Origin of the sequence: Spongiivirga sp. MCCC 1A20706 (assembly GCF_046524175.1) — a bacterium.
In the GTDB taxonomy this organism is placed as follows: domain Bacteria; phylum Bacteroidota; class Bacteroidia; order Flavobacteriales; family Flavobacteriaceae; genus Spongiivirga.
The window spans coordinates 101,991-122,942 of sequence record NZ_JBEFZF010000002.1 but is presented as its reverse complement, the minus strand read 5'-3'; the positions used below and the strand labels follow the sequence as shown (position 1 = coordinate 122,942).

21 protein-coding genes and 1 tRNA gene are annotated in these 20,952 nt (G+C 35.3%); 13 read left to right on the top strand and 9 right to left on the bottom strand.

The window, feature by feature from the left end; translation table 11 throughout:
- Nucleotides 1-19: 19 nt before the first annotated feature.
- Both ABN763_RS04635 and ABN763_RS04630 read left to right on the top strand, forming a co-directional pair.
- Nucleotides 20-142 carry a hypothetical protein gene (locus ABN763_RS04635; protein WP_410484263.1) on the top strand — a complete coding sequence of 41 codons (123 nt, stop codon included), beginning with the start codon at nucleotides 20-22 and terminating at the stop codon, nucleotides 140-142.
- A 233-nt stretch (nucleotides 143-375) separates the two neighbouring features.
- Nucleotides 376-1,794, top strand: a complete 1,419-nt coding sequence (locus ABN763_RS04630; protein ID WP_410484262.1) for a tetratricopeptide repeat protein — start codon at nucleotides 376-378, stop codon at nucleotides 1,792-1,794.
- A 35-nt stretch (nucleotides 1,795-1,829) separates the two neighbouring features.
- Here the strand turns inward: ABN763_RS04630 and ABN763_RS04625 are convergent, their stop codons facing one another.
- Nucleotides 1,830-2,399 (bottom strand): hypothetical protein, encoded by a 570-nt coding sequence (locus ABN763_RS04625; RefSeq protein ID WP_410484261.1) that lies wholly within the window; start codon nucleotides 2,397-2,399, stop codon nucleotides 1,830-1,832.
- A 330-nt stretch (nucleotides 2,400-2,729) separates the two neighbouring features.
- Here ABN763_RS04625 and ABN763_RS04620 point away from each other — a divergent pair, with 330 nt between their 5' ends.
- Together ABN763_RS04620 and ABN763_RS04615 are read left to right on the top strand one after the other, a co-directional pair.
- A complete protein-coding gene (locus tag ABN763_RS04620; protein WP_410484260.1) occupies nucleotides 2,730-4,388 on the top strand; it encodes a hypothetical protein in 1,659 nt (552 codons plus the stop codon).
- 27 nt (nucleotides 4,389-4,415) lie between these two features.
- Nucleotides 4,416-5,771: a LytTR family transcriptional regulator DNA-binding domain-containing protein gene (locus ABN763_RS04615; RefSeq protein WP_410484259.1), complete on the top strand. Its 1,356-nt coding sequence runs from the start codon at nucleotides 4,416-4,418 to the stop codon at nucleotides 5,769-5,771.
- Nucleotides 5,772-5,854: 83 nt separating this feature from the next.
- Here the strand turns inward: ABN763_RS04615 and ABN763_RS04610 are convergent.
- Together ABN763_RS04610 and mce are read right to left on the bottom strand one after the other, a co-directional pair.
- Nucleotides 5,855-5,928: transfer RNA gene (locus tag ABN763_RS04610), tRNA-Ile, on the bottom strand.
- Between the two features lie 243 nt (nucleotides 5,929-6,171).
- The gene (gene mce, locus ABN763_RS04605; protein WP_410484258.1) at nucleotides 6,172-6,582 is read right to left on the bottom strand and encodes a methylmalonyl-CoA epimerase; all 411 of its coding nucleotides are present in this window, start codon (nucleotides 6,580-6,582) and stop codon (nucleotides 6,172-6,174) included.
- Between the two features lie 292 nt (nucleotides 6,583-6,874).
- On the opposite strand from mce, the gene rbfA reads away from it, so the two are divergent.
- Both rbfA and ABN763_RS04595 read left to right on the top strand, forming a co-directional pair.
- Entirely contained in the window at nucleotides 6,875-7,267 is a 393-nt protein-coding gene (gene rbfA / locus ABN763_RS04600; protein ID WP_410484257.1) for a 30S ribosome-binding factor RbfA, read from the top strand.
- 2 nt (nucleotides 7,268-7,269) lie between these two features.
- The gene (locus ABN763_RS04595; RefSeq protein WP_410484256.1) at nucleotides 7,270-8,481 is read left to right on the top strand and encodes an ABC transporter permease; all 1,212 of its coding nucleotides are present in this window, start codon (nucleotides 7,270-7,272) and stop codon (nucleotides 8,479-8,481) included.
- Here the strand turns inward: ABN763_RS04595 and dusB are convergent.
- Nucleotides 8,478-9,470 carry a tRNA dihydrouridine synthase DusB gene (gene dusB / locus ABN763_RS04590; RefSeq protein WP_410484255.1) on the bottom strand — a complete coding sequence of 331 codons (993 nt, stop codon included), beginning with the start codon at nucleotides 9,468-9,470 and terminating at the stop codon, nucleotides 8,478-8,480. The two genes, ABN763_RS04595 and dusB, sit on opposite strands and share 4 nt — an antisense overlap.
- Nucleotides 9,471-9,554: 84 nt before the next feature.
- Between dusB and ABN763_RS04585 the strand changes: the two genes are divergently transcribed.
- From ABN763_RS04585 to ABN763_RS04570, 4 genes are all read left to right on the top strand, one after another.
- On the top strand, nucleotides 9,555-10,304 hold the full coding sequence (locus ABN763_RS04585) for a prolipoprotein diacylglyceryl transferase (RefSeq protein WP_410484254.1): 750 nt from the start codon (nucleotides 9,555-9,557) through the stop codon (nucleotides 10,302-10,304).
- Nucleotides 10,305-10,458: 154 nt separating this feature from the next.
- Nucleotides 10,459-11,853, top strand: a complete 1,395-nt coding sequence (locus ABN763_RS04580; RefSeq protein ID WP_410484253.1) for a radical SAM protein — start codon at nucleotides 10,459-10,461, stop codon at nucleotides 11,851-11,853.
- The gene (locus ABN763_RS04575; RefSeq protein ID WP_410484252.1) at nucleotides 11,850-12,056 is read left to right on the top strand and encodes a hypothetical protein; all 207 of its coding nucleotides are present in this window, start codon (nucleotides 11,850-11,852) and stop codon (nucleotides 12,054-12,056) included. Before ABN763_RS04580 ends, ABN763_RS04575 begins: the two co-directional genes overlap by 4 nt.
- Nucleotides 12,057-12,066: 10 nt before the next feature.
- Nucleotides 12,067-12,279 carry a hypothetical protein gene (locus ABN763_RS04570; RefSeq protein ID WP_410484251.1) on the top strand — a complete coding sequence of 71 codons (213 nt, stop codon included), beginning with the start codon at nucleotides 12,067-12,069 and terminating at the stop codon, nucleotides 12,277-12,279.
- An 81-nt stretch (nucleotides 12,280-12,360) separates the two neighbouring features.
- Here ABN763_RS04570 and ABN763_RS04565 read toward each other — a convergent pair whose 3' ends face one another.
- Nucleotides 12,361-13,593 carry a M28 family peptidase gene (locus ABN763_RS04565; RefSeq protein ID WP_410484250.1) on the bottom strand — a complete coding sequence of 411 codons (1,233 nt, stop codon included), beginning with the start codon at nucleotides 13,591-13,593 and terminating at the stop codon, nucleotides 12,361-12,363.
- 32 nt (nucleotides 13,594-13,625) lie between these two features.
- Between ABN763_RS04565 and ABN763_RS04560 the strand changes: the two genes are divergently transcribed.
- From ABN763_RS04560 to ABN763_RS04550, 3 genes are all read left to right on the top strand, one after another.
- Nucleotides 13,626-14,732 carry a TolB family protein gene (locus tag ABN763_RS04560; RefSeq protein WP_410484249.1) on the top strand — a complete coding sequence of 369 codons (1,107 nt, stop codon included), beginning with the start codon at nucleotides 13,626-13,628 and terminating at the stop codon, nucleotides 14,730-14,732.
- Between the two features lie 283 nt (nucleotides 14,733-15,015).
- A complete protein-coding gene (lepA, locus tag ABN763_RS04555) occupies nucleotides 15,016-16,812 on the top strand; it encodes a translation elongation factor 4 (protein ID WP_410484248.1) in 1,797 nt (598 codons plus the stop codon).
- Nucleotides 16,813-17,068: 256 nt separating this feature from the next.
- Nucleotides 17,069-17,392, top strand: a complete 324-nt coding sequence (locus ABN763_RS04550; RefSeq protein WP_410484247.1) for a YtxH domain-containing protein — start codon at nucleotides 17,069-17,071, stop codon at nucleotides 17,390-17,392.
- Between the two features lie 83 nt (nucleotides 17,393-17,475).
- On the opposite strand, the gene ABN763_RS04545 is transcribed toward ABN763_RS04550, so the two are convergent.
- The 4 genes from ABN763_RS04545 to ABN763_RS04530 all read right to left on the bottom strand — a co-directional run bounded on the left by ABN763_RS04545 (nucleotide 17,476) and on the right by ABN763_RS04530 (nucleotide 20,912).
- Nucleotides 17,476-18,783, bottom strand: a complete 1,308-nt coding sequence (locus ABN763_RS04545; protein ID WP_410484246.1) for a hypothetical protein — start codon at nucleotides 18,781-18,783, stop codon at nucleotides 17,476-17,478.
- Nucleotides 18,784-18,845: 62 nt separating this feature from the next.
- Complete coding sequence (locus ABN763_RS04540) at nucleotides 18,846-19,292, bottom strand: hypothetical protein (protein WP_410484245.1); 447 nt, start codon at nucleotides 19,290-19,292, stop codon at nucleotides 18,846-18,848.
- Nucleotides 19,293-19,412: 120 nt separating this feature from the next.
- On the bottom strand, nucleotides 19,413-19,769 hold the full coding sequence (locus ABN763_RS04535) for a hypothetical protein (protein ID WP_410484244.1): 357 nt from the start codon (nucleotides 19,767-19,769) through the stop codon (nucleotides 19,413-19,415).
- A 42-nt stretch (nucleotides 19,770-19,811) separates the two neighbouring features.
- Nucleotides 19,812-20,912, bottom strand: a complete 1,101-nt coding sequence (locus ABN763_RS04530; protein WP_410484243.1) for a hypothetical protein — start codon at nucleotides 20,910-20,912, stop codon at nucleotides 19,812-19,814.
- Between the last annotated feature and the right edge of the window lie 40 nt (nucleotides 20,913-20,952).

The window sequence follows — 20,952 nt, the reverse complement described above, 5'->3', positions numbered from 1 at the left end:
CTTTTTAAAACATACTATTATGAACACGTTAAACACATTCTACCGAATCGGATTTTTAAATTTTGTAAGATTATTAAACGTATTGCTCGTTGCAATGTTGATGCTTATTCCGCTTACCATGATCTATCATGCGGTTGGTTAAACTGCAGTTCCCCTGTCTTACTCAAGTTGGCGCCAGTAGCAATACTGGCGCTTTCTATTTTAAACAAAAAATCCAATCTATTGAGTTAGATTGGATTTTTAATAGTGTGGTCCCACATGGGCTCGAACCATGGACCATAATTTCTTTACTTACAGTCTATTAATAGCTTGTCAACTTTTCTGGCAACCGAATTGTATGCCTATTTTAATAACAATTTATTTAGATTTGTGTCTATGAATTCAAGCAAAAATCAAAAAATGTTAAGTTGGATTATTTTTATTTGTGTGGTAATTGCAGCTGTTGCGGGACTTTTATATCGAAATAATGGTATTACAAAAAACCAAGAACAAGACAAAACTCTTAAAGAATTAAAGCCCCTTCTAGGGTTAGCAAGATATTTCAAAGAAAATGATGTAGATATAAACAACCCAGATGAAGCATTTGAAATATATATACAAAATCAATATAACTTAGATATAAAAGGATTGAAGTTATTTCTCGAAAAATCCAAATCCAAAAATGCTTCAAATACTCAAAAGGCAATAGCTCATTTTATCTCAGAAGAGTATAATGAGTCTTTGAGTTCTTTTGAAGTTGTTCTAAAGGAAGTTTTTGACCATAAAATTATTGCAATCGCTAACTCTTATATTGGACATATATTTCTACAAGGGTTAGCTTCTACTAAAAGAAATCCTGAACCATATCTTAAAAAATCCCTAGCATCCTTTAGTAAAATTTCTAATAAGGATAACTTTCTCTTAGCAAATGAAGCGGAAACCTTAAGGGATTTAGGTATATTTTACAGGACAAAAGGTTTAGGTGAAAAATCGTTCCATAATTATCAAAAGGCGATAGATATTTATAATAAATTAAAAAAAGAAAATAATAATAAAGGATATGATGCGGAATTAGGGGCAATAAATCAAAATATATTTGCGCTTTTAAATAACCCAAATATAGAATTTGAAATTGCTACAAATAAGGAAGATTATCTTCTAAATGCACTAAAACTAAAAGAAAAAGCCTACAAAAAAAACAACACATATTTTAGTGAACTAATGACAACTATTATATCTTCAATAAATCATTTTGGTCATCAGAAAAATTATGAATTAGTAGATGTATATTTTAAAAAAGCAGAAAAAATACTAAATCATTATCCCAATAAATCTGAATATATATACAAATTAAGATACGCTGCAATATTATCTAGTTACGCTATTGTAATTAAAGGAAATAAGGAATTTAAGAAAGCTAAATCGTTTTTTTTACAATCTGACAAATATTTTAAGCAAATATTACCTCTCAGAAGCACGTTTGATAAGGTTGGATATGCAAATAATCTACATTTTTTAGGTATGATTCATACTGATCTAAATGACTATAAAAACGCAAAAACTTTTTACGAAGATGCTATAGAAATTCTAACTAATATTAATAGCAAAAGACCTGATGTCAACTCTGCGGCTAGGTTAGCAGATTCTTATTTAGCTTTTGCCTTACTTTATATGAGATCCAACAAAAATAAAAGTCTCAGGTTAGCAAAGGAAAAAGCAGAAATAGCTAAACAACTTTATATTGGATATCCGCAACATAAGAAAGTTCTTGAAGGAAGAATTAATGAGTGTATTCGGATTTTGGATTTTAAATAAACTTAAACGCATACTTCCAAATAATATTAAATATTCTATTTATTTATCTTCGGTATTAAACCGATTGCGTATGTATACTTTTGTTTACTATCGATCATTAGTATTACCATATTAACATCTAAAAGAGGTTGTTGAGGCATAAGTAATTGATAGTCTTTGTAATTATCCGGATCAATTTTAACCCCCGTTTCTCCTCCCGAGATAGATACCCCATTAATATTAATTTTAAAATCTTTAAGTACAATTAAATAATCTTGGGTTTCCTTATCACGATATATTCTAGAGCCATAATATTCATAGTCTCTATGTTCGCCAAAAGCTTGAACGAAATCATCAAAATCCTCATTCTGCTTAACAACTGTATAACCCAAAGGGAAATCTTTTTTTAAATAAGAGAAATTAGTTTTATTAAAATAGTTTGATGACTCTACATAGTTTTCCATCTTTTTTGAAAGCCGAAGATTTTCCTCAGAAATTTCTTTTAATTCCTTTCTAAGTATACTATTCTTTTTTTCGAGATTATCAGATTCTCTTTTGTTTATTTCATTAGCCCAAATCCCAATGGCAGTGCCAACTAATATAAATACACCTGCAACTATATCCATTTTACCTTTTTTAATCATTTTATCCTATTAACCGAACAGATGTAAACTTACTACTTATATTCAGAAAATACGCATTTCTTGTTTACTAGCAGTTTCTTATGTCAGAAGACAAGACTTACTGATTTTAAGTATTTATTTTAAAAAATAGTAAGAATGATTTATTTATAAATCCATCTTTCTCTCAAAAAGTTTGTAAAAAAAATATTAGACAAAGCCTCTCTTATTTCTTTAATACCACTCACGTCATTTGTGGTGTCATTCACGACATTTTTTTGTTTTAATCATTGATTCACAGATAGTTTTACACAGTCAACCATAAAAACAATTGTCATGATTATACGTATTTCATTGTCTGTTATTTTCATCTTATTTAGTGTTCAGAGTTATTGTCAAGAAACAAAGGTTTTTGTTTTAGACATGGCAAGCCCAAAAGTTAATAGCTTTGCTAGTATTTGTATTGAAAACGATTCAGCCGACTGTTTGAAAGAAAAGCTGAGTGTGAAAACGAATCAACTTTTGGCATTCAAGTTAAAAAATGCAAATCCATTTAAATATACCTATGAACTCAATAAAAAAACTTTAGATCTATTTTCAGACTCAAAAGCAAGATTTGAAAAAAAACAAGAGGGGGTTATTGATTTGATAAAAAAAACTTCACCAACTGATCAAGAGTCAGAGGCAGGGAAAGCCATAAACGGGGTAACAACTATAGAGGCTTTCACTTCGAAGATTGATACGCTAAAAACTACTGTCTCAAATTTGAGTGATGAAATCTCAGAGATTAAGGTTAGAAATCAAGAATTAAGCAGTGAGACAAAACTAATTGAATACACAAGCTTTGACTTTGAAATTCAGAGTTTAATTGGCACTAACAAAAAATTAATCAAGGATAAGGAAAATTTAATATCTGAGTTAAATCAAAAAATTCAAAAAGGACAAATTGCTTTAGAACAAAATAGGAGAAAAAAAGAAGATTTAAATAAAAAATATGAAACCCTTCAAAATGATTTAAAGCCAATTAATGATAAGGCAAAAAAGCAAGAAAAAATAGATAACAAAGCAAAATTTAGAGGGTTTAGATTACAAATTGAAGCTAATTCCATTCGAATGAGAAAAGTCAATAAAGAAGCTGAATTGTATTTGTCCGAATTAGAGGCAAAAGATTACCTAATTATTGAAAAACACAAGGACAAAAGAACCTCGTTAGAAAAAAGATATGATGCCATTATTGATGCTACCAATAAAGTCACTCATAAGGCTGAAAATACTTTAAATATAGAGTATTCAGGCTTATTTAATGAAACCCTAAAAAACAAATTTATCCCTCTGGTAGAGTTAGCATCCAAGTCAATTGATAAATTGTATTCATTTAAAACTGAACACTACACTCTGCCTTATGAGTTTGACGGAAAAAATATTGACGCATTGGAATTTACATTGAAAAGAAGAGCTAAGAAAGAGAGTAGCTCGTTTTTAGATGAGAAAAAATATAACATATGGATAAAAGGTGGTTTTAAAATTGATATCAGCGCTGGTGTCTTCTTATCTACCCTGACAAACAAAGAATACTCAATACAAACTATGTCAGAAGAATTTAACGGTGTAAATGAAGAATATCAAATTATAAATGAAAAAAATTTAGGTTCGCTAAATTATGGTTTTGGAAGTGTTGCCAACCTATCTTATAGAACCGGCACATGGATTAAACCAACATTTAGCTTTGGAGCAATGTTTACTGATGAACAAAAATTTCAATTCCTGCTAGGAGGCGGTTTCATTGTTGGGAAAATGTCTCGTTTTGTTTTTCATTATGGAATATCTGTTGGTAGAACAACTACAATTCAAGATTCATTTGTCGCTGATGGAAACACCAGATACCAATTTTCAAGTAATGAGACTATTCCTACTGTTGAAAAGCTTGGTATCGGACAATTTTTTGGATTAACCTATAACTTAGGGAAAGCTAAGTCTCTAAAAAATAAAAACTGATTTTAATTAATTATCTAACTTTATTTAATGTTTAAGTTACTAACTGGTTATGCTTTAGGATTATTTCTTTCATCTGTTTTATATAACACTAATTTAAATTCAAAAAGGTTAGTTGAACCATATCAAAACCAAAAGACTCTTACAAAAAAACAACAGGATTCCTTAGACTATTTTAAAATACGAGACTCATTAAACTCTGGTTATGGAATAAGTCTAAGGTATTCTGACCTCCTTGGATATTTAGACAATAACATAGATTACATAACAGACTCAGTTCGTGATTCACTGAACAAAGTAGTTTGGTTTAAAATAAACTCACCAACTCTTTATTCTCCCAATAATAAATATTATGATTTCCAACCAGAAGAGTTTCGTCGTAGTTATAAAATTGTTGTCGTTAGTTTGATTTTTACCGAGAATTATACTGACGGTATCAGTAAAGAAAAAGTATCATTAAGTTTTGATCAAATGCTTAAATATTCCGGTGAAAAAAGTGTTGCGAGGGGGATGTATCATGAACTTTTGGCATTCTACTTATCCCATTGGCTTAAAGAGTATGATAATGCAGCACATCACTATTCAATAGCAGCTGAAATATATGAACAATACCCTATTTGGTATGAGTATTCTGGAATAAAAAGTATTGATTTGGGCACTGGGTTAAACTATCTAGCTAACAAACAATATGAAAAAGCCGTTCCATATTTAAAAAAACATATAGCTCGTGATACGGTGAAATCAGTTCAAATAACATCTTTAAAATGGTTAACAGAAAGCTATGAAAAAATAAATAAAATTGATAGTGCGTATTTCTTTCTAAAAAAGACTATTGCCCTGAGAAATTTAGAATTGAAAGAACTAAAAAAAAACGGAACAACTCCAAACTTAGGAAACCAAGCAAGTCTTTTAAAGGCTTATAACAATATTAATCGCCTTAGGAATAGATACATTTTTGTTTTCTTAATAATGGTTACAATCAGCATTGTTTTAATCATCGTTTTTGTCAGATACAAAAAATATCTAAATAAGTCTAGGTCATTAAAAATTGAAAAATTCGAAACCTTGCAAAAACTTGATGAGCTTAAAAATATTGTGATAAAAAATCATGTGGTTCTAAAAGATAAAACCAAGATTTATAGTTCAGATTTGATCTATCTCAAGTCAGATGACCACTACTTGAATATTTTCACTTCTAATGGGAAAAACCATTTCGTTAGGGGGAAGTTAAGCAAAATCAAAGAAGAGCTACCACCAAACTTTATTCAATGTCATAGATCATTTATAGTCAACTCTAACTTTATCAAACAAATAAATAAGGACTACCTAGTTCTAATGAATAAAGAAATCATACCATTGTCAAGGTCGTTTAAGAAAAATTTCTAATGTTTCTTTGACACATACTTAAGCAGTGCATTGGGTTATACAAAAAAATCCAACCTAACTAATAGGTTGGATTTTTAATAATGTGGTCCCACATGGGCTCGAACCATGGACCCCCTGATTATGAGTCAGGTGCTCTAACCAGCTGAGCTATAGGACCTATTGTTAGTAGAAAACTAACTTATTGTATTTTGCAAGTCCTAAAGCGCCTTAACTATTACGTCAGGTGCGCTAACCTCCCGATAACTATCGGGATGAGCTATAGGACCCCGTTTTTCTTCAAAACAGTCGGCAAATTTACATATTTAAAAACCACATCCCAAACAAATTTTAACTTATCATCATTATAAGTCTCCCCTTTAAGGGGAGATTTAGAGGGGTGTTCCTTAAAGCTCCATAAATGTTAATTATTATCCGGATCATCCTGACACAGCTCTACCAAAACCCCATTCGTCGTTTTTGGGTGCAAAAAGGCCACCAGCTTATTGTCAGCTCCCTTTTTTGGAGTCTCATTTAGTACGGTAAAGCCCTCATCTTTCAATCGTGCTATTTCAGCTACTATATCATCGACGGCAAAAGCAATGTGATGAATGCCCTCACCCTTTTTTTCTATGAATTTAGCTATCGGACTATCCTGTTTCGTTGCTTCTAACAGTTCTATTTTATTCGGGCCAATCATAAAAAAAGAAGTATTCACTCCCTCGGTCAGCACTTCTTCTATTTTATAATGTGGCTCACCAAAAAGCTTAGCAAATAGGGCGTTGGAGTTCTTGATACTTTTAACTGCAATACCTATGTGTTCTATCTTATTCATGATCAAAAAGATGAAAGAGTCAAGAGCCAAGAGCCAAGACCAGATTACGTCTTTTTTCTTGCTTCTTTAATCTTGTTTCTAACAAGGGTAAATATAAAACTATCCGCCTAAAAAATACCAAATGGAATATAAGAATAGACTAAAAATACGAAGATGCTTTTTTCTTTTTCGAAGCCGTAAAAGTGTTGCGTAGCAATAGCTACGGAATTCTTTTTCAATAAAGAAAAAGGGGAAATGATCGAGTAGTAAAGTCTATTTTTATGTTTTAGTTGGTATAACGTACCTTTGCGGTATGGAAAGTAATAGACAGAAAAAGATCGCCAGCGTTATTCAAAAAGACCTTGTCGATATTCTTCAAGGAGCAGTGCGTGAAGGTGGGCTCAAAAATGTGATCATATCAGTAAGTAAGGTCTCGGTTACTGTCGATCTATCTATTGCTAAAGTATATTTGAGTATTTTTCCTAATGACAAAGCACAGGAACTGCTCGACGGTATTTCTTCAAATACACCATTAATCAAACACGATCTTGCGCAACGAGTAAAAAATCAGCTTCGGAAAGTGCCCGATCTTATTTTTTACATAGACGATTCGTTAGCGTATATTGAAAATATAGAAAAGTCTCTAAAAGGTGTTGATGACCCTGTGAAAAATCGTGATCTTCTGGATAAAAGAAAGAAATTGTAACCTTGAATTTCTCCCTCTATATAGCGAAGCGATACCTCTTCACCAAGAGCAGTCAAAACGCTATTAATATTATCAACTTTATTACTGCTGCTGTGGTCGTTGTAGCAGCACTCGCATTGTTTATTGTACTTGCTGGTTTTGCAGGTCTTAAAACATTTAGCCTTTCGTTTAGTAATGCTTTTGATCCAGATTTAAAAGCTGTTCCAGCGACTGGAAAGGTTTTTACCATTACTCCGGACCAAGAACAAAGTCTTTCGTCAATAGATGGTGTTGCACACTTTAGCAAAGTACTGGAAGAGCGTGTTTTCTTAAACTACAACAACAAAAATTATACACCATTTATTAAAGGGGTTGATACTAACTTTAATAAAGTAACTGGTATTGATAGCATTATTCGCTTAGGTAGTTGGTTGCAACCTGGACAAGACGAAGTCGTTGTGGGTCAAACGATCGCTTCTCAACTGGGAATAGTCATTAATGACTACAGTGATCTGCTTGAAATTATTGTTCCTAAACCCGGAAAAGCGTCTATTTCTAGTTTGCAGGAAGCAAAACCGTATTACAACAAATTAGTGGTAACCGTAGGGATGTTTAATATCGATTTAGAGAACAACAGTAAATATGTTTTTTCTGATTTGCAACTCGCCCAAAACCTGCTAAAACTAAAAGCCAATCAGATTAGCGGAGTTGAGTTTAAACTTTCGGCGAATACCGACGAGGAAATCATCAGAACTAAAATTTCTCGCGTCCTCGGAACCGATGTTTTAGTAAAAAACAGAGCGGAACTTAACGATTCGCTTTATAAAATGCTCAACACTGAAAATATTGCTATTTATCTCATTTTTACCTTGATCTTGATCATTGCATTGTTCAATGTTGTTGGGAGTACTATCATGACCATACTTGATAAAAAAGCCAATCTAAAAACCCTGTTTAGCATGGGGGCAACAGTAAAGCAAATACGTCGTATTTTCTTTGTACAAGGCACATTGCTTTCTGTATTTGGTGGATTACTCGGAATTGTTCTTGGGTCTATTATAACGGGGCTCCAAATGGTTTTTGGTCTTATTGCGGTGCCCGGAACGAACCTACCATACCCTATGGAACTGAAATTAGAGAACTACCTTATCGTTTTCCTGACAATTACTATTTTAGGAATTATTGCTTCAAAAATTGCCTCGAATGCTGTAGGAAAAAGGCTGATTGAAATCTAAACAAACTCGTACCCGGCGAACTTTTCCAACACCTCATCAAAAGCAGCAAAAACATCTACAGAATGGTCGCTAGTCACCATTTTCATTCGGTAGGGTTTAAAATCTCTTATCCCCTTAAAGTAATTTGTGTAATGACGTCGTGTTTCAAAAACGCCGAGCTTTTCTCCCTTCCAAGCAATTGACATTTCTAAGTGGCGACGGGCTACCTCAACTCGCTCTTCAATAGTCGGGCCGGGAAGATGCTCTCCTGTTTCAAAGAAATGCTTTACTTCATTAAAAAACCAAGGGTAGCCGATGCATGCTCGCCCAATCATAGCCCCATCAAGTCCATATGAATCTCGCATTTCCATTGCTTTTTCCGGTGTATTAACATCGCCATTGCCGAATACCGGAATATGCATTCTTGGATTGTTTTTTACTGCTGCTATCGGCTTCCAATCAGCATGGCCTTTATACATCTGTGCTCGAGTACGACCGTGAATTGAGATCGCTTTTATACCAACATCCTGAAGGCGTTCAGCCACCTCAACAATTTTAATCGAATCATGATCCCAACCCAAACGGGTTTTTACAGTAACCGGTAGTTTGGTTCGCTTTACAATCTCTCCTGTTAATTTTTCCATCAGACAGATATCTTTTAAAATACCTGCACCGGCTCCTTTACTTACCACCTTCTTAACTGGACAGCCAAAGTTGATATCAATAATATCAGGATTCGATTTTTCAACGATCTCCGTCGCTTCTAACATGCTGTCCAAATTGGCACCAAAAATCTGAATACCTACCGGACGTTCTTTTTCATAAATATCTAGTTTCATGGTGCTTTTTGCAGCATCACGAATTAAGCCTTCACTTGATATAAATTCTGTATATACCACATCAGCGCCGTTTTCTTTACACAAAGCACGAAAAGGCGGATCGCTTACATCCTCCATAGGTGCAAGTAATAATGGAAAATCAGGAAGTTCTATGTCAGCAATTTTCACCAAAGCAATTCATTTGATCTTGCAAAATTACATATATCAAACAGATATACACAAAAATGATACCTTTAACCAAAGTATATCTCACATTTGGAAATTCCTTTCGAACCCATATTATTTGGCACCAAAGTCAATATTCATCTTATTTTAGAGTATACCGCTTTTTTTATTGCTTTTCGATATTATGTGGTTTTAAGAAGAAAATCTGCCGACCATATTTCATCTAATAACCGTCTTTCTATCATTTTAGGCGCGGCAATCGGGGCACTTATAGGTTCTCGATTAATAGGTTTTTTTGAAAACCCAATACTTCCAAATTCCATAGAAGCAGTGATTCAACTTCTTAACACCAAAACTATTATGGGGGGGCTTTTTGGTGGATTAATCGGAGTAGAACTTACCAAAAAAATGATTGGCGAAACACGGTCTTCAGGTGATCTTTTTGTTCTTCCAATAATCATAGGAATCTTTGTGGGTAGAGTCGGTTGTTTTTTATACGGTATTAATGAATTCACCTACGGGAAAGAAACAGCCTTTTTTACTGGTATGGATTTGGGTGACGGACTGCTAAGACATCCTTTAGCATTGTATGAACTTATTTTTCTTGTTCCTTTATTCTTCATTTTTAAAGGAATGTTGAAACACCAATCAAGGGAAAGTGGATTGCTATTTCAATATTTTATGATCAGCTATTTCAGCTTTCGTTTTCTGATTGAGTTCATAAAACCCAATGTTTTTTTCACTTTTGGACTAAGCAGCATTCAGTGGCTCTGTATAATTTGCTTAACTTACTATCATAAAACCATTCGACAATTCTTTTCAACCCGTATTATGTATTAGAACTTCGTAATGAGGGTTGAAAATGCAATAAAAGCTGATGTTTTCTAAGTTTAACCGTAGCGATGCTACGCTTAAACTTAGAAACTTAGCAGAGCAACAGGTTTTGAAGCAGTTTCAAGCAGTAATAGATTTTTTAATACATAATCCGGGTTAAATGCCTACAAGAAAATACACCTATTATGACTTTACCTTAAGTCTATGTCCTGAATGTTTAAAGCGCGTTGATGCAAAAATCGTGTTTGAAGATGACAAGGTTTTTATGTTAAAGCGCTGTCCTGATCATGGGAACAGTAAGGTGTTAATTGCTGATGATGTAGCGTACTACAAAAACATCAGAAACTATAATAAGCCTTCAGAAACTCCTTATACTTTTAACACTAAAACCCATTATGGGTGTCCTTACGATTGTGGGTTGTGTCCGGATCACGAACAGCATTCATGCCTTACTGTAGTTGAGGTAACGGATCGCTGTAACCTTACTTGCCCTACCTGTTATGCAGGTTCATCGCCTCATTATGGCAGGCATAGAACATTGGATGAAGTGAAGGCGATGTTAGACACTATTGTCAAAAACGAAAAAGAGCCTGATGTGGTTCAAATAAGTGGTGGTGAGCCGACCATTCACCCAGCGTTTTTCGAAATTCTTGATTATGCAAAGACCCTTCCCATCAGGCATTTAATGGTCAATACTAATGGAATAAAAATTGCCAAGGACAAAGCATTTGCTAAGCGATTGTCAACCTATGCGCCAGATTTTGAAATCTACTTGCAGTTTGATTCATTTGATAATAATGTGCTTCAAAAAATGCGGGGAGCAGACTTGGCTGATGTTAGAAAGGAAGCGGTTAACAACCTTAACGAACTGAACCTTTCAACCACGCTTGTTGTAACCGTTCAAAAAGGATTAAATGATAATGAGATTGGTAAAATAATTCAATACGCCTTAAAACAAAAATGCGTTCGTGGGGTTACGCTACAACCCACACAAATAGCAGGAAGACTGGATGATTTTAATCCGGAAACTGATCGGATTACACTCACAGAGGTTCGCAGAAAAATATTGGAACAAAGTCCTATTTTTAATGGCGATGATTTAGTGCCTGTTCCCTGCAACCCTGATGCATTGGTAATGGGTTATGCGTTGAAATTAGAAGATGAGGTGTTCCCGCTTACCAGATATATAAATCCGTCTGATCTATTAGACAATAGTAAAAACACCATTGTTTATGAACAAGATGAAGCCTTACACGGCAAAATGATTGAGTTATTTAGTACAGGAAATAACGTCGAACATGCCGAAGAAAATTTAAAATCGATCATGTGTTGTTTGCCTCAAATTGATGCTCCCGAATTAGGATATGATAACTTGTTTAGAATTATCATTATGCAGTTTATAGATGCGTATAATTTTGATGTTCGTTCCATTAAAAAATCCTGTGTTCATATTGTAGATAAGGATAATAAAATTATTCCTTTCGAAACCATGAATTTGTTGTATAGAGATGATAAAAAAGAAATACTGGAAGAACTAAAAGCTGAAAGTGTATGATCTTACTATTTTTTGAACCTGGAAACCTTTTTTGGCCTGTGGTTATTATGTCGTTAATGTTTGTAGTAGGGCCCGCATTGTTGCTTACTATTATCGGGTTGATAATAAGAAAGAACAATAAAAAAGCGGCAAAGGTCTTATTCATAATTGCTGCTGTTTATTTTGTAATCGGAGCAGGTTTTTGCGGTACCATGCTTTCTTAAATTTATAATTATGACGCTACCTTTAGAAGCTTTTAATGCAGACTATAGCGGAATCATCATACTGATATTCCTTATCATGTTCGGTCCGGCATTACTTTTAGTAATTATCGGATTGATTGTTAGAAAAAGAAATAAGAAAGCGGCAAAAGTGCTCTTCATTATCGCAGCAGTATATCAACTCATTAGCTTGGGCGTTTGCGGAGCTCTAGTCGGTGGGTTTTGATTATTAAAGAGATCAGATTCCTACTTTGTGAAACCGCTAATGCTAATGCGACAAGCGGTCGCAAGAATGACATTTTGCCACTTAAAATTTAATCTCAGCCTCTATCTGTTCGCCATTTCTGTTAACTACAACTTTAGTAGCATCTCCTTCTTCAAAAATTGATAGTGCTCGCATATAACTCATCATATCGACCACTGTACTATCACCTAATTGTATGACGACATCCCCCTTTTGAAGGCCTGCTTTCTGAGCCGGTTTATCTTCGCTCACTCCATCGATACGCATACCTTTTCCATCAAATAGATAATCCGGTACCACACCTAAAGCAACTTTAAAACGAGGCACATCTTGACTTTCATTTTTGGTTTTTCTAAAAGCTAGTTTGCCATTATCATCTAAATCTTTAATAATCGCTTCAATATAATCAGCAATCATTTTCATGCCTTCATAATTCAATTTTTCAGCATCGTCTCCTGGCTTATGATAATCTTCATGCTGCCCTGTGAAAAAATGCAGCACCGGGATGTCACTTAAGTAAAAAGAGGTGTGGTCAGAAGGTCCTACTCCTGACTCTTCTATAATTAACTTAAAATTGGTGTTGGTAGCATTCACTGTTTGGTTAAATACTGGTGAGGTACCCACTCCGTAAACCGCGAGGGTATTTTCATTTTTTAACCGACCAACCATATCCATATTGATCATATAGTTGATGCTTTCTATAGGAATTGTGCTGTTTTTTACAAAGAAATTACTTCCTAGCAATCCCATTTCTTCTCCCGAGAATGCCATAAACAAATAGTTGTTTTGGGTGTGTTTTCCTTGAAGACGTTTTGCAAGATGCATCATAATCGCAGTACCACTGGCATTATCATCAGCCCCATTATGAATGGCCGACCCCTCTCGATGCAAAGAGCCTTCTCCGCCAAGACCTAAGTGATCGTAATGTGCTCCTATCACTATCGTTTTATCTGCTTTGTTATCTAAAAATCCGATAACGTTCGTTCCTGTAGTAATACTATCACCACCAGATTCGGTATAGGTAATTTCCTGATGTGGGTCAGTTTTAGGCTTAAAGCTAAAGGTTTGTAAATAGGTGTTTGCATTACCCTTGGGTGTTAGGCCTAAATCTTCAAATCGTTTTGCAATAAAAGATGCTGCTTTTAGTTCAAATTTCGATCCTGTTTGTCGCCCTCCAAGAGAGTCGCTTGCAAGCAATATTACATCAGCCTTCATGGTATTTTCCGGAACAACAACCTCTTTTTTACAACTGCTTAAAACCGCCAAAAAACCAAATGTTACTATGAATGCCCTCATTACCTTATTTTTGTATAAAAATAATAATTCTCATGCGGGTAAGAATCCTCTTCATTGCATTTATCGCTTCACTTTCTATTGGTTGTAAATCGGAAAAAGAAAAGAGGTCTCAAACCTCAGAAACCCAAGTTCAAGCCACCAAAGATTCCCTGATATATCCAGAAGAAAAACATTTTAAGTCTATCAGACAGATTACATTTGGTGGCGATAATGCAGAGGCATACTGGAGTTTCGATGATAAACAAATTGTATTTCAATCAAACTTTAAAGAGTGGGGTGTTAACTGTGATCAGATGTTCTTAATGAATATTGACGAAACGTTTAAAGACAAGCAGCCCCCTATGATTAGTACCGGAATGGGACGCACTACATGCGCATATTTCCTTCCAGATAATAAGCATTTTGTATATGCTTCTACCCATTTAGGCGACAAGGAATGCCCTGAAGTTCCGCTACGAAAAAATGGGAAATACGTCTGGCCTGTCTATGACGATTTTGACATTTTTGTTGCCGATCTTGAAGGAAATATTGTGAAGCAATTGACTACCGAAAAGGGATATGACGCGGAGGCAACGGTTTCACCAAAAGGAGATAAAATAGTATTCACCTCAACCCGTAGTGGCGATTTAGAGTTGTACACAATGGATATTGATGGCGGTAATGTAAAACAAATAACGGATGAATTAGGGTATGATGGTGGTGCCTTTTTTAGCCCTGATGGCACTAAACTTATTTTTAGATCGAGCCGGCCTAAGACCGATGAAGAAATCAAAGCATATAAAGACCTATTAGCCCAAGGCCTAGTCGAACCCACTGACATGGAGCTGTTTATTTGCAATGCCGATGGAAGCGACCTAAAGCAACTTACGTTCTTAGGTAACGCCAATTGGAGTCCGTTTTTTCACCCTAGTGGAAAGAAAGTCTTATTCTCTTCTAACTATGAAGCTGAGCGTGGATTTCCTTTCAATCTTTATTTAATTGATATTGATGGAAAGAACCTCGAACGTGTTACTCATGGCGAGACTTTTGATGCGTTTCCTGTATTTTCGAATGATGGCAAAAAACTATTGTTCTCTTCCAACAGAAATAACGGAGGTGGTCGCGACACCAACCTATTTATGGCGGAGTGGGTTGATTGATTTAGTCTTCAGTTTGCAGTAGCAGTGCGCAGTTAACCTGCAAGGTGTTGCCTGAAATGAAGTACGAATACAAGGGCTCCTTGTAGGTTTGACTATGAAAATTCTTGCTAGCAGTAACACTAGGAAAAAATAGCAAGCCTAAGTGGTGCCTATTTGCAATTTGACCATTCAAAACCTTACTTCTAAATAAACTTTAATCAGTCTAGATTCTTGGCTCTAGATTCTTGGTTCCATTACAAACACTTTGAATAAAGCACTATATTTGCAAACCACAAAATGTGCTATGAAGAACATCAGGAATTTTTGCATTATCGCCCATATTGACCACGGTAAAAGTACTTTGGCAGATAGGCTGCTGGATTTTACGGGCGCTGTAACGGAGCGTGAAAAACAAGAGCAGCTTTTGGACAGTATGGACTTGGAACGTGAACGTGGTATTACCATAAAATCGCATGCGATCCAAATGGAATATGAATATGAAGGAGAGCAATATATTCTGAATTTAATTGACACCCCGGGTCATGTAGATTTTTCTTATGAAGTATCCCGATCAATCGCAGCTTGTGAAGGTGCGTTGCTGGTTGTTGATGCCGCACAGAGTATTCAGGCACAGACCATCTCTAATTTGTACTTAGCGCTTGAAAACGATCTGGAGATTATTCCGGTTTTAAATAAGGTCGATTTACCAAGTGCTAATCCAGAAGAAGTAACGGATGATATTGTTGATCTTCTTGGATGCGATGCAGAAGAAGTAATTCCTGCTAGTGCTAAAACCGGTATTGGTATTGAAGATATCTTAAAAGCGATTATCGACCGTGTACCTGCGCCTGAAGGTAAGCCTGAAGAGCCACTTCAAGCATTGATTTTTGATTCAGTATATAATCCATTTCGCGGCGTAGAAACTTACTTCCGTGTAATGAATGGTGAAATTAAAAAAGGGCAGCAAATTAAGTTTGTCGCGACTGGAAATACCTATTATGCTGATGAAATTGGGACATTAAAATTGAATCAGGTTCCTAAGCAAACTATTAAAACAGGAGATGTGGGTTATCTAATTACTGGTATAAAGGATGCCCGCGAGGTAAAAGTAGGGGATACCATTACTGATGCCAAAACACCAACCCAAAATGCCATTGAAGGTTTTGAAGACGTAAAACCTATGGTTTTTGCTGGTATTTATCCGGTAGATACAGAGGACTATGAAGAACTTCGAGCCTCTATGGAAAAATTGCAGTTAAACGATGCTTCTTTGGTATTTACGCCTGAAAGTTCGGCGGCGCTTGGATTCGGTTTCCGTTGTGGTTTCTTAGGAATGCTGCACATGGAAATTATCCAGGAACGATTGGAGCGTGAGTTTAATATGACGGTAATTACCACTGTCCCCAACGTATCGTATCACGCATTTACTAAAAAACATCCTGATGAAATAATTATTGTAAACAATCCTTCTGACCTACCAGATCCCTCTGGCCTTGATCGTGTTGAGGAACCATATATTAAGGCGACCATTATAACTAAATCAGATTTTGTTGGAAACGTTATGTCGCTTTGTATTGATAAACGCGGGCAAATTACCAATCAAACGTATTTAACAACTGAGCGTGTTGAATTGTGTTTTGATATGCCACTTGCTGAAATCGTTTTTGATTTTTATGATCGCCTGAAAACGGTTTCAAAAGGGTATGCGTCATTTGATTATTCGCCTATTGGAATGCGAGCTTCAAAACTGGTTCGTGTTGATATTTTATTAAATGGACAACCTGTTGATGCACTTTCCGCTTTGGTTCACTTTGACAATGCACAGACAATAGGAAAGAAAATGTGTGAGAAGTTAAAAGAACTTATTCCGCGTCAACAATTCGATATCCCTATTCAAGCGGCTATTGGTGCAAAAATCATATCTCGTGAAACCATTAAAGCCTTGCGTAAAGACGTTACCGCCAAATGTTATGGTGGTGATATCTCTAGAAAACGAAAGCTACTCGAAAAGCAGAAAAAAGGGAAAAAGCGCATGCGTCAAGTAGGTAATGTAGAGATCCCGCAACAGGCATTTATGGCGGTATTGAAGTTGAATGACTAGAAGGTAGCTTGACACCATCGAAAACACGTTGTTACCACATCTTCGATCATTCGCTTGTTTTTCTAATTATAAGATTAAACATCAACTTAAGCTCCCAGCCTTTATTATCCTGCTTATAAATTGGCTTTAACCAACCGCCAGTGTAACAAATCGCTTCATTATTAGACGTATAAAATGGAGCGTTCAAAAATACAGCACAGTATATGTTGTGTTTCTGTTCTTCAAAAGGTTTAGGTTTAATTAAAAAGAAAAAGTTATGATACAGGTTAAAGGCGCATTGGTTTTGGGAACACTCATTGGTACGGGAATTGGTTTGTTGGTCGCGCCAAAAAAGGGAAGTGAAACGCGTAGCAATCTAAAAAGAGAAGGTAGCGTCGTAAAAGACAAATTGGTTAACGATTACAAGGAGGTTACAGATACCTTATCTAAAGCTACTACTTCTGGCAAAGAGAAAGCGAGAAAGCGTTTCTCCGATTTTAAGGTAAAAGCAAGTCATAAAACCGAAAAAGCAATTACTTATTTAGAGAAAAAGTTGGCACTCTTGAAAGAGAAAAACAAAACCTTTCAGCAAACAAGTTAAGTTTTTGCCATTTCATCTAGAAGTTGATTTATTTGATTACAAAATCATACAATCGCTGTAATTTTAATGTTTGCCTTCCACCACTATTCATCTAATAATACTAGAGGAATACTTGCCTGAGAATACCTCATATATATGAGGTGTTGGATATTATCCAATGTACTACCTGTCGTAGTCCAAGGAAAATTTGCTTTATCAAAATCGATAAACCAATCTTTCTCCTTAAAAATTGGATCCTTCATCAAATCAATGGATGTTATTTGGGATTTGAAAAGTGCTTTCAAGGCTGAAACGCCTTTCATTACCTCCTTACTAGAGTCTCCATCTAATTTTTTCGATTTGGTATAGTTACAATACCGTCCTTTTCTGAATGCTACGCCTTTTAAAACTATCTTACCGTCCTTACAGATTTTTAGATCATCTAAAACTTCAGAGTCCGACATCACTCCTAAAATCGATTTCACCTGAAAGTGCTTATTTCTTTTTAGGTAATAGCCTAAAAACTTCCTGTCATTTATTTTTTCTTGAAAAACATGAGCATAGCCAAAGTTAGCGTACACTTTTTCACCCTTTTTGATAATTGGTACAATATGTTTTTTCCAATTTTCATAAATTAAAGAATCTCTATTTCTCGTAAATTCTTGATCAAGCACATATTTGGCAACTATTGAATCTTGCCCAAAGCTCAACAAGGTGTTCTTTGGGTTTTCTTTGTAAAAAGCCTTAAGCCTATTATAAAATTTGGTTTTTTCAGTATCAAAAAAGTACCCAAATGATTTGCCGGATTTCAGTGCGGGTTTACCTGAAATAACAACTATTGAGTCAAAGTCATAATTTCTAAAATACTTTAAACTGTCAACTATTGGACTTGCATTTGCGCGCGATTTATATAAGAATGCAAGATGGGTTAAGGTTGATTCTGGATGTACCTCTATATCCGTTCCTATAATTCTTATTTTTTCACTTTCAGGAAGCCTTAGATTAAACTCATAAATCTTTATCCACTTATTATAAAAATCTACCGATGCGTCCTGAGGAACTCGATGTTTATACTTTTTAGTTATTAATTTCAATAAATACTCATTTCCGTTAGCCAAATACTGATTCAGTAACTCGGCCAGTGAAAAGTCGACCTCTGGAGCGTAATATCGAACGCCTTGGGAATGTAGTTGTTTTAAAATTTCAAAATCGACGAACTGCGGGGTTTGTGAGCCATGAACAAAACCGAATAAAAAGACATTTTCCTCAACACTCACCGGAATATCCAAACTGATATTAGTTACTGAAGATTCCTTACCAAGTATTTTTAATTTCTCTTTAAGAATTTCTTGCTGACCACTCAAAAAAAGTGGGGTCAGAAATATTACAATAAATAAGTAAACTCTATTCATGTTAGTTTATTCGCTGATTTTACAGAAAAATTAATGTTCGATTTTTAGGCCTTCCTCTCAATCTATAAAAGATTTAAAAGCCTTGTAGCAAATTTTTTTATCTTTTCTTTTGTAATTGTATCATAATCTGCCCTACTTCGTGTATATAGGTTAACAGACGAAAACCCTTTTGAGCCATCACTATTTGGAACAACAACTGCAAAGCTTTTTTCATTATAAACAAGCATATAAATACCGAGACTGTTCTTAAAAACAAGCTCTCCAAATCCTTCACTTAACTGCTCCTCTAAAGTAAATGTGGCGGGGAAACAACTCCCACATAATATAACCGAAAGGATAGGCTTGTCATCTTTTAAAGCCAGTTTGATTTTTCTTTCTGGTGTAGGTTGTAACCCTCCCTTTTCTTCAAACTTAGCTAAGTAAGACGTATCTATTTCGTCCGGCATAGCAGTCTGACCGATCGAAATAGCTGTAAAACACAAGAATAAAATAATAACGTGTTTTTTCATGTTGAATGTTTTTAAATGTATATGTAATAAGTAAAAGAAAGGCCCGTAGCACATACGAAACCCTTCTTTTTCAACCAACCTTTATAAAGTCATTCTAATTTCTATTATTGGTCGCCTTTATTAAAGCGGTGAAGCGGGTAATTGCCAACCACTATGCGCCGGAACGGTTCCTTTATTTTGGTCTTTGCTGTATAATTTAGATTTTCCTGTTTGCGTATCCCATACCAGAACCATCCAATAAATTTTCTTGTCCTCAGAGTCTTCTACTATTTGAAGATTCATTTGATACCTCCCGTTGCTGGATTGTATCATGTTCATATTGTCTTTCGAGAGGGTTTCAGGAAAATCAAAAGTATTGTCATTGCTCTTTGCAGTTATGCTATTGATTGAAAAACCCAATAACGCACTCCCGAATAATACTACAGCCAACAACTTTGTTATTGCATTAATGTTTGAAATTTTGACGTTTGAATTCATTTTATATAGTTTTAAGGATTCATATTTAAGTTAACTTGTTTGCTACCGGACTGTTACCGTACCACCACATGAAGAGTTAGCTGAATACGCCAAAGGTCCAGCATTGCCTACTCGAGAGCCCGAGTTACCATCAAACGCATAGTAATACGAAGTGCTACAGCGAAAGGAGCCCGAACTGCCCGCATTGAGGCGACTGCCATTCATAGACCCCGATTCATAGATATAAATATCACGACCTGTATCGTTTTTCAAGGTTACATTATTCTTGGCAGCGGCTGCATTCGCCAGTCTATTGTTTTCTTGAATACGTCGCCATTCCGGGGTATCCATCAAATCGTCATTATATTTTTTCATCGCTGCGAACATTAACTCGCGTCGTTCTTCAACAAGCTTGACTCGTTGCGCATTGTTCGCATTTTGCTTCCATTTTGGTTCTACCTCTTTTTGTTTAGCAACGGCATCTTTCAAATAATTTTGAACCACGCCAACTGCGTCCATTGCCTTCAATTTTTGCACAGCGTTGAAAATCCCTTTCATTTCAGGGTTTTTGTTTGCTAATTTTTTCATCATGGCCTGCTCCATACGCTCTTTTAAAGACAGCTTCTTTTTTTTCTTTTTATCAGCTGATTTTTTATCAGTCTCTTTAAAATCGTTGCCAAAACTTTCGTGAACGTATAAGCGATATGGAATATGGGTTTCGGCATTGTCTTCCTTAAACTTTGTGCTTAGATCAAAGACCACTCCATCGACAACACATACCCTATTTGTTGAACCGGGTCTGATTTCCCTTGGTACATAACCCACCTGTTTTTTCAGCTTGTCGTTACCCTCGTAAAACAATTTGGCATAGGTTACAGGAAAGGCCATATTATCCGGAATAAAATTTTCGTCCGTACCGTAAATCTTCATTTCAAAGTACTTGTGCTCTGGAAAGTTGGGCTCTGTTTGCACGGACAGCAACTCGTGTTCTCCCTTTAAATCTCCGTATTCGTAATTGCCGTTTTTATTTTTCTTGACATCAAAGGCGATGTATTTTCCGGTTTTAAGGGATTTGAGTTGTTCGGTTTGGTTAATGATTTCTTGTGCCCTTATTGTAAAAAATGCACAGGTAGTTACAAAGACAGATAGGAGTATTTTTTTCATTAATCTGATATTTATAAATTTTAAATGATTGTTTTAAGGC

Excerpts from the sequence above, each read along its gene's own strand:
- ABN763_RS04635 (WP_410484263.1), top strand. The coding sequence starts at position 20 with ATGAACACGTTAAACACATTCTACCGAATCGGATTTTTAAATTTTGTA.
- ABN763_RS04560 (WP_410484249.1), top strand. The coding sequence starts at position 13,626 with ATGCGGGTAAGAATCCTCTTCATTGCATTTATCGCTTCACTTTCTATT.
- rbfA (WP_410484257.1), top strand. The coding sequence starts at position 6,875 with ATGGAAAGTAATAGACAGAAAAAGATCGCCAGCGTTATTCAAAAAGAC.
- mce (WP_410484258.1), bottom strand. The coding sequence starts at position 6,582 with ATGAATAAGATAGAACACATAGGTATTGCAGTTAAAAGTATCAAGAAC.
- ABN763_RS04620 (WP_410484260.1), top strand. The coding sequence starts at position 2,730 with ATGATTATACGTATTTCATTGTCTGTTATTTTCATCTTATTTAGTGTT.
- ABN763_RS04545 (WP_410484246.1), bottom strand. The coding sequence starts at position 18,783 with ATGAATAGAGTTTACTTATTTATTGTAATATTTCTGACCCCACTTTTT.
- ABN763_RS04580 (WP_410484253.1), top strand. The coding sequence starts at position 10,459 with ATGCCTACAAGAAAATACACCTATTATGACTTTACCTTAAGTCTATGT.
- ABN763_RS04615 (WP_410484259.1), top strand. The coding sequence starts at position 4,416 with ATGTTTAAGTTACTAACTGGTTATGCTTTAGGATTATTTCTTTCATCT.
- ABN763_RS04535 (WP_410484244.1), bottom strand. The coding sequence starts at position 19,769 with ATGAATTCAAACGTCAAAATTTCAAACATTAATGCAATAACAAAGTTG.
- ABN763_RS04625 (WP_410484261.1), bottom strand. The coding sequence starts at position 2,399 with ATGGATATAGTTGCAGGTGTATTTATATTAGTTGGCACTGCCATTGGG.
- ABN763_RS04630 (WP_410484262.1), top strand. The coding sequence starts at position 376 with ATGAATTCAAGCAAAAATCAAAAAATGTTAAGTTGGATTATTTTTATT.
- ABN763_RS04570 (WP_410484251.1), top strand. The coding sequence starts at position 12,067 with ATGACGCTACCTTTAGAAGCTTTTAATGCAGACTATAGCGGAATCATC.
- ABN763_RS04540 (WP_410484245.1), bottom strand. The coding sequence starts at position 19,292 with ATGAAAAAACACGTTATTATTTTATTCTTGTGTTTTACAGCTATTTCG.
- lepA (WP_410484248.1), top strand. The coding sequence starts at position 15,016 with ATGAAGAACATCAGGAATTTTTGCATTATCGCCCATATTGACCACGGT.
- ABN763_RS04530 (WP_410484243.1), bottom strand. The coding sequence starts at position 20,912 with ATGAAAAAAATACTCCTATCTGTCTTTGTAACTACCTGTGCATTTTTT.
- ABN763_RS04550 (WP_410484247.1), top strand. The coding sequence starts at position 17,069 with ATGATACAGGTTAAAGGCGCATTGGTTTTGGGAACACTCATTGGTACG.
- ABN763_RS04565 (WP_410484250.1), bottom strand. The coding sequence starts at position 13,593 with ATGAGGGCATTCATAGTAACATTTGGTTTTTTGGCGGTTTTAAGCAGT.
- ABN763_RS04575 (WP_410484252.1), top strand. The coding sequence starts at position 11,850 with ATGATCTTACTATTTTTTGAACCTGGAAACCTTTTTTGGCCTGTGGTT.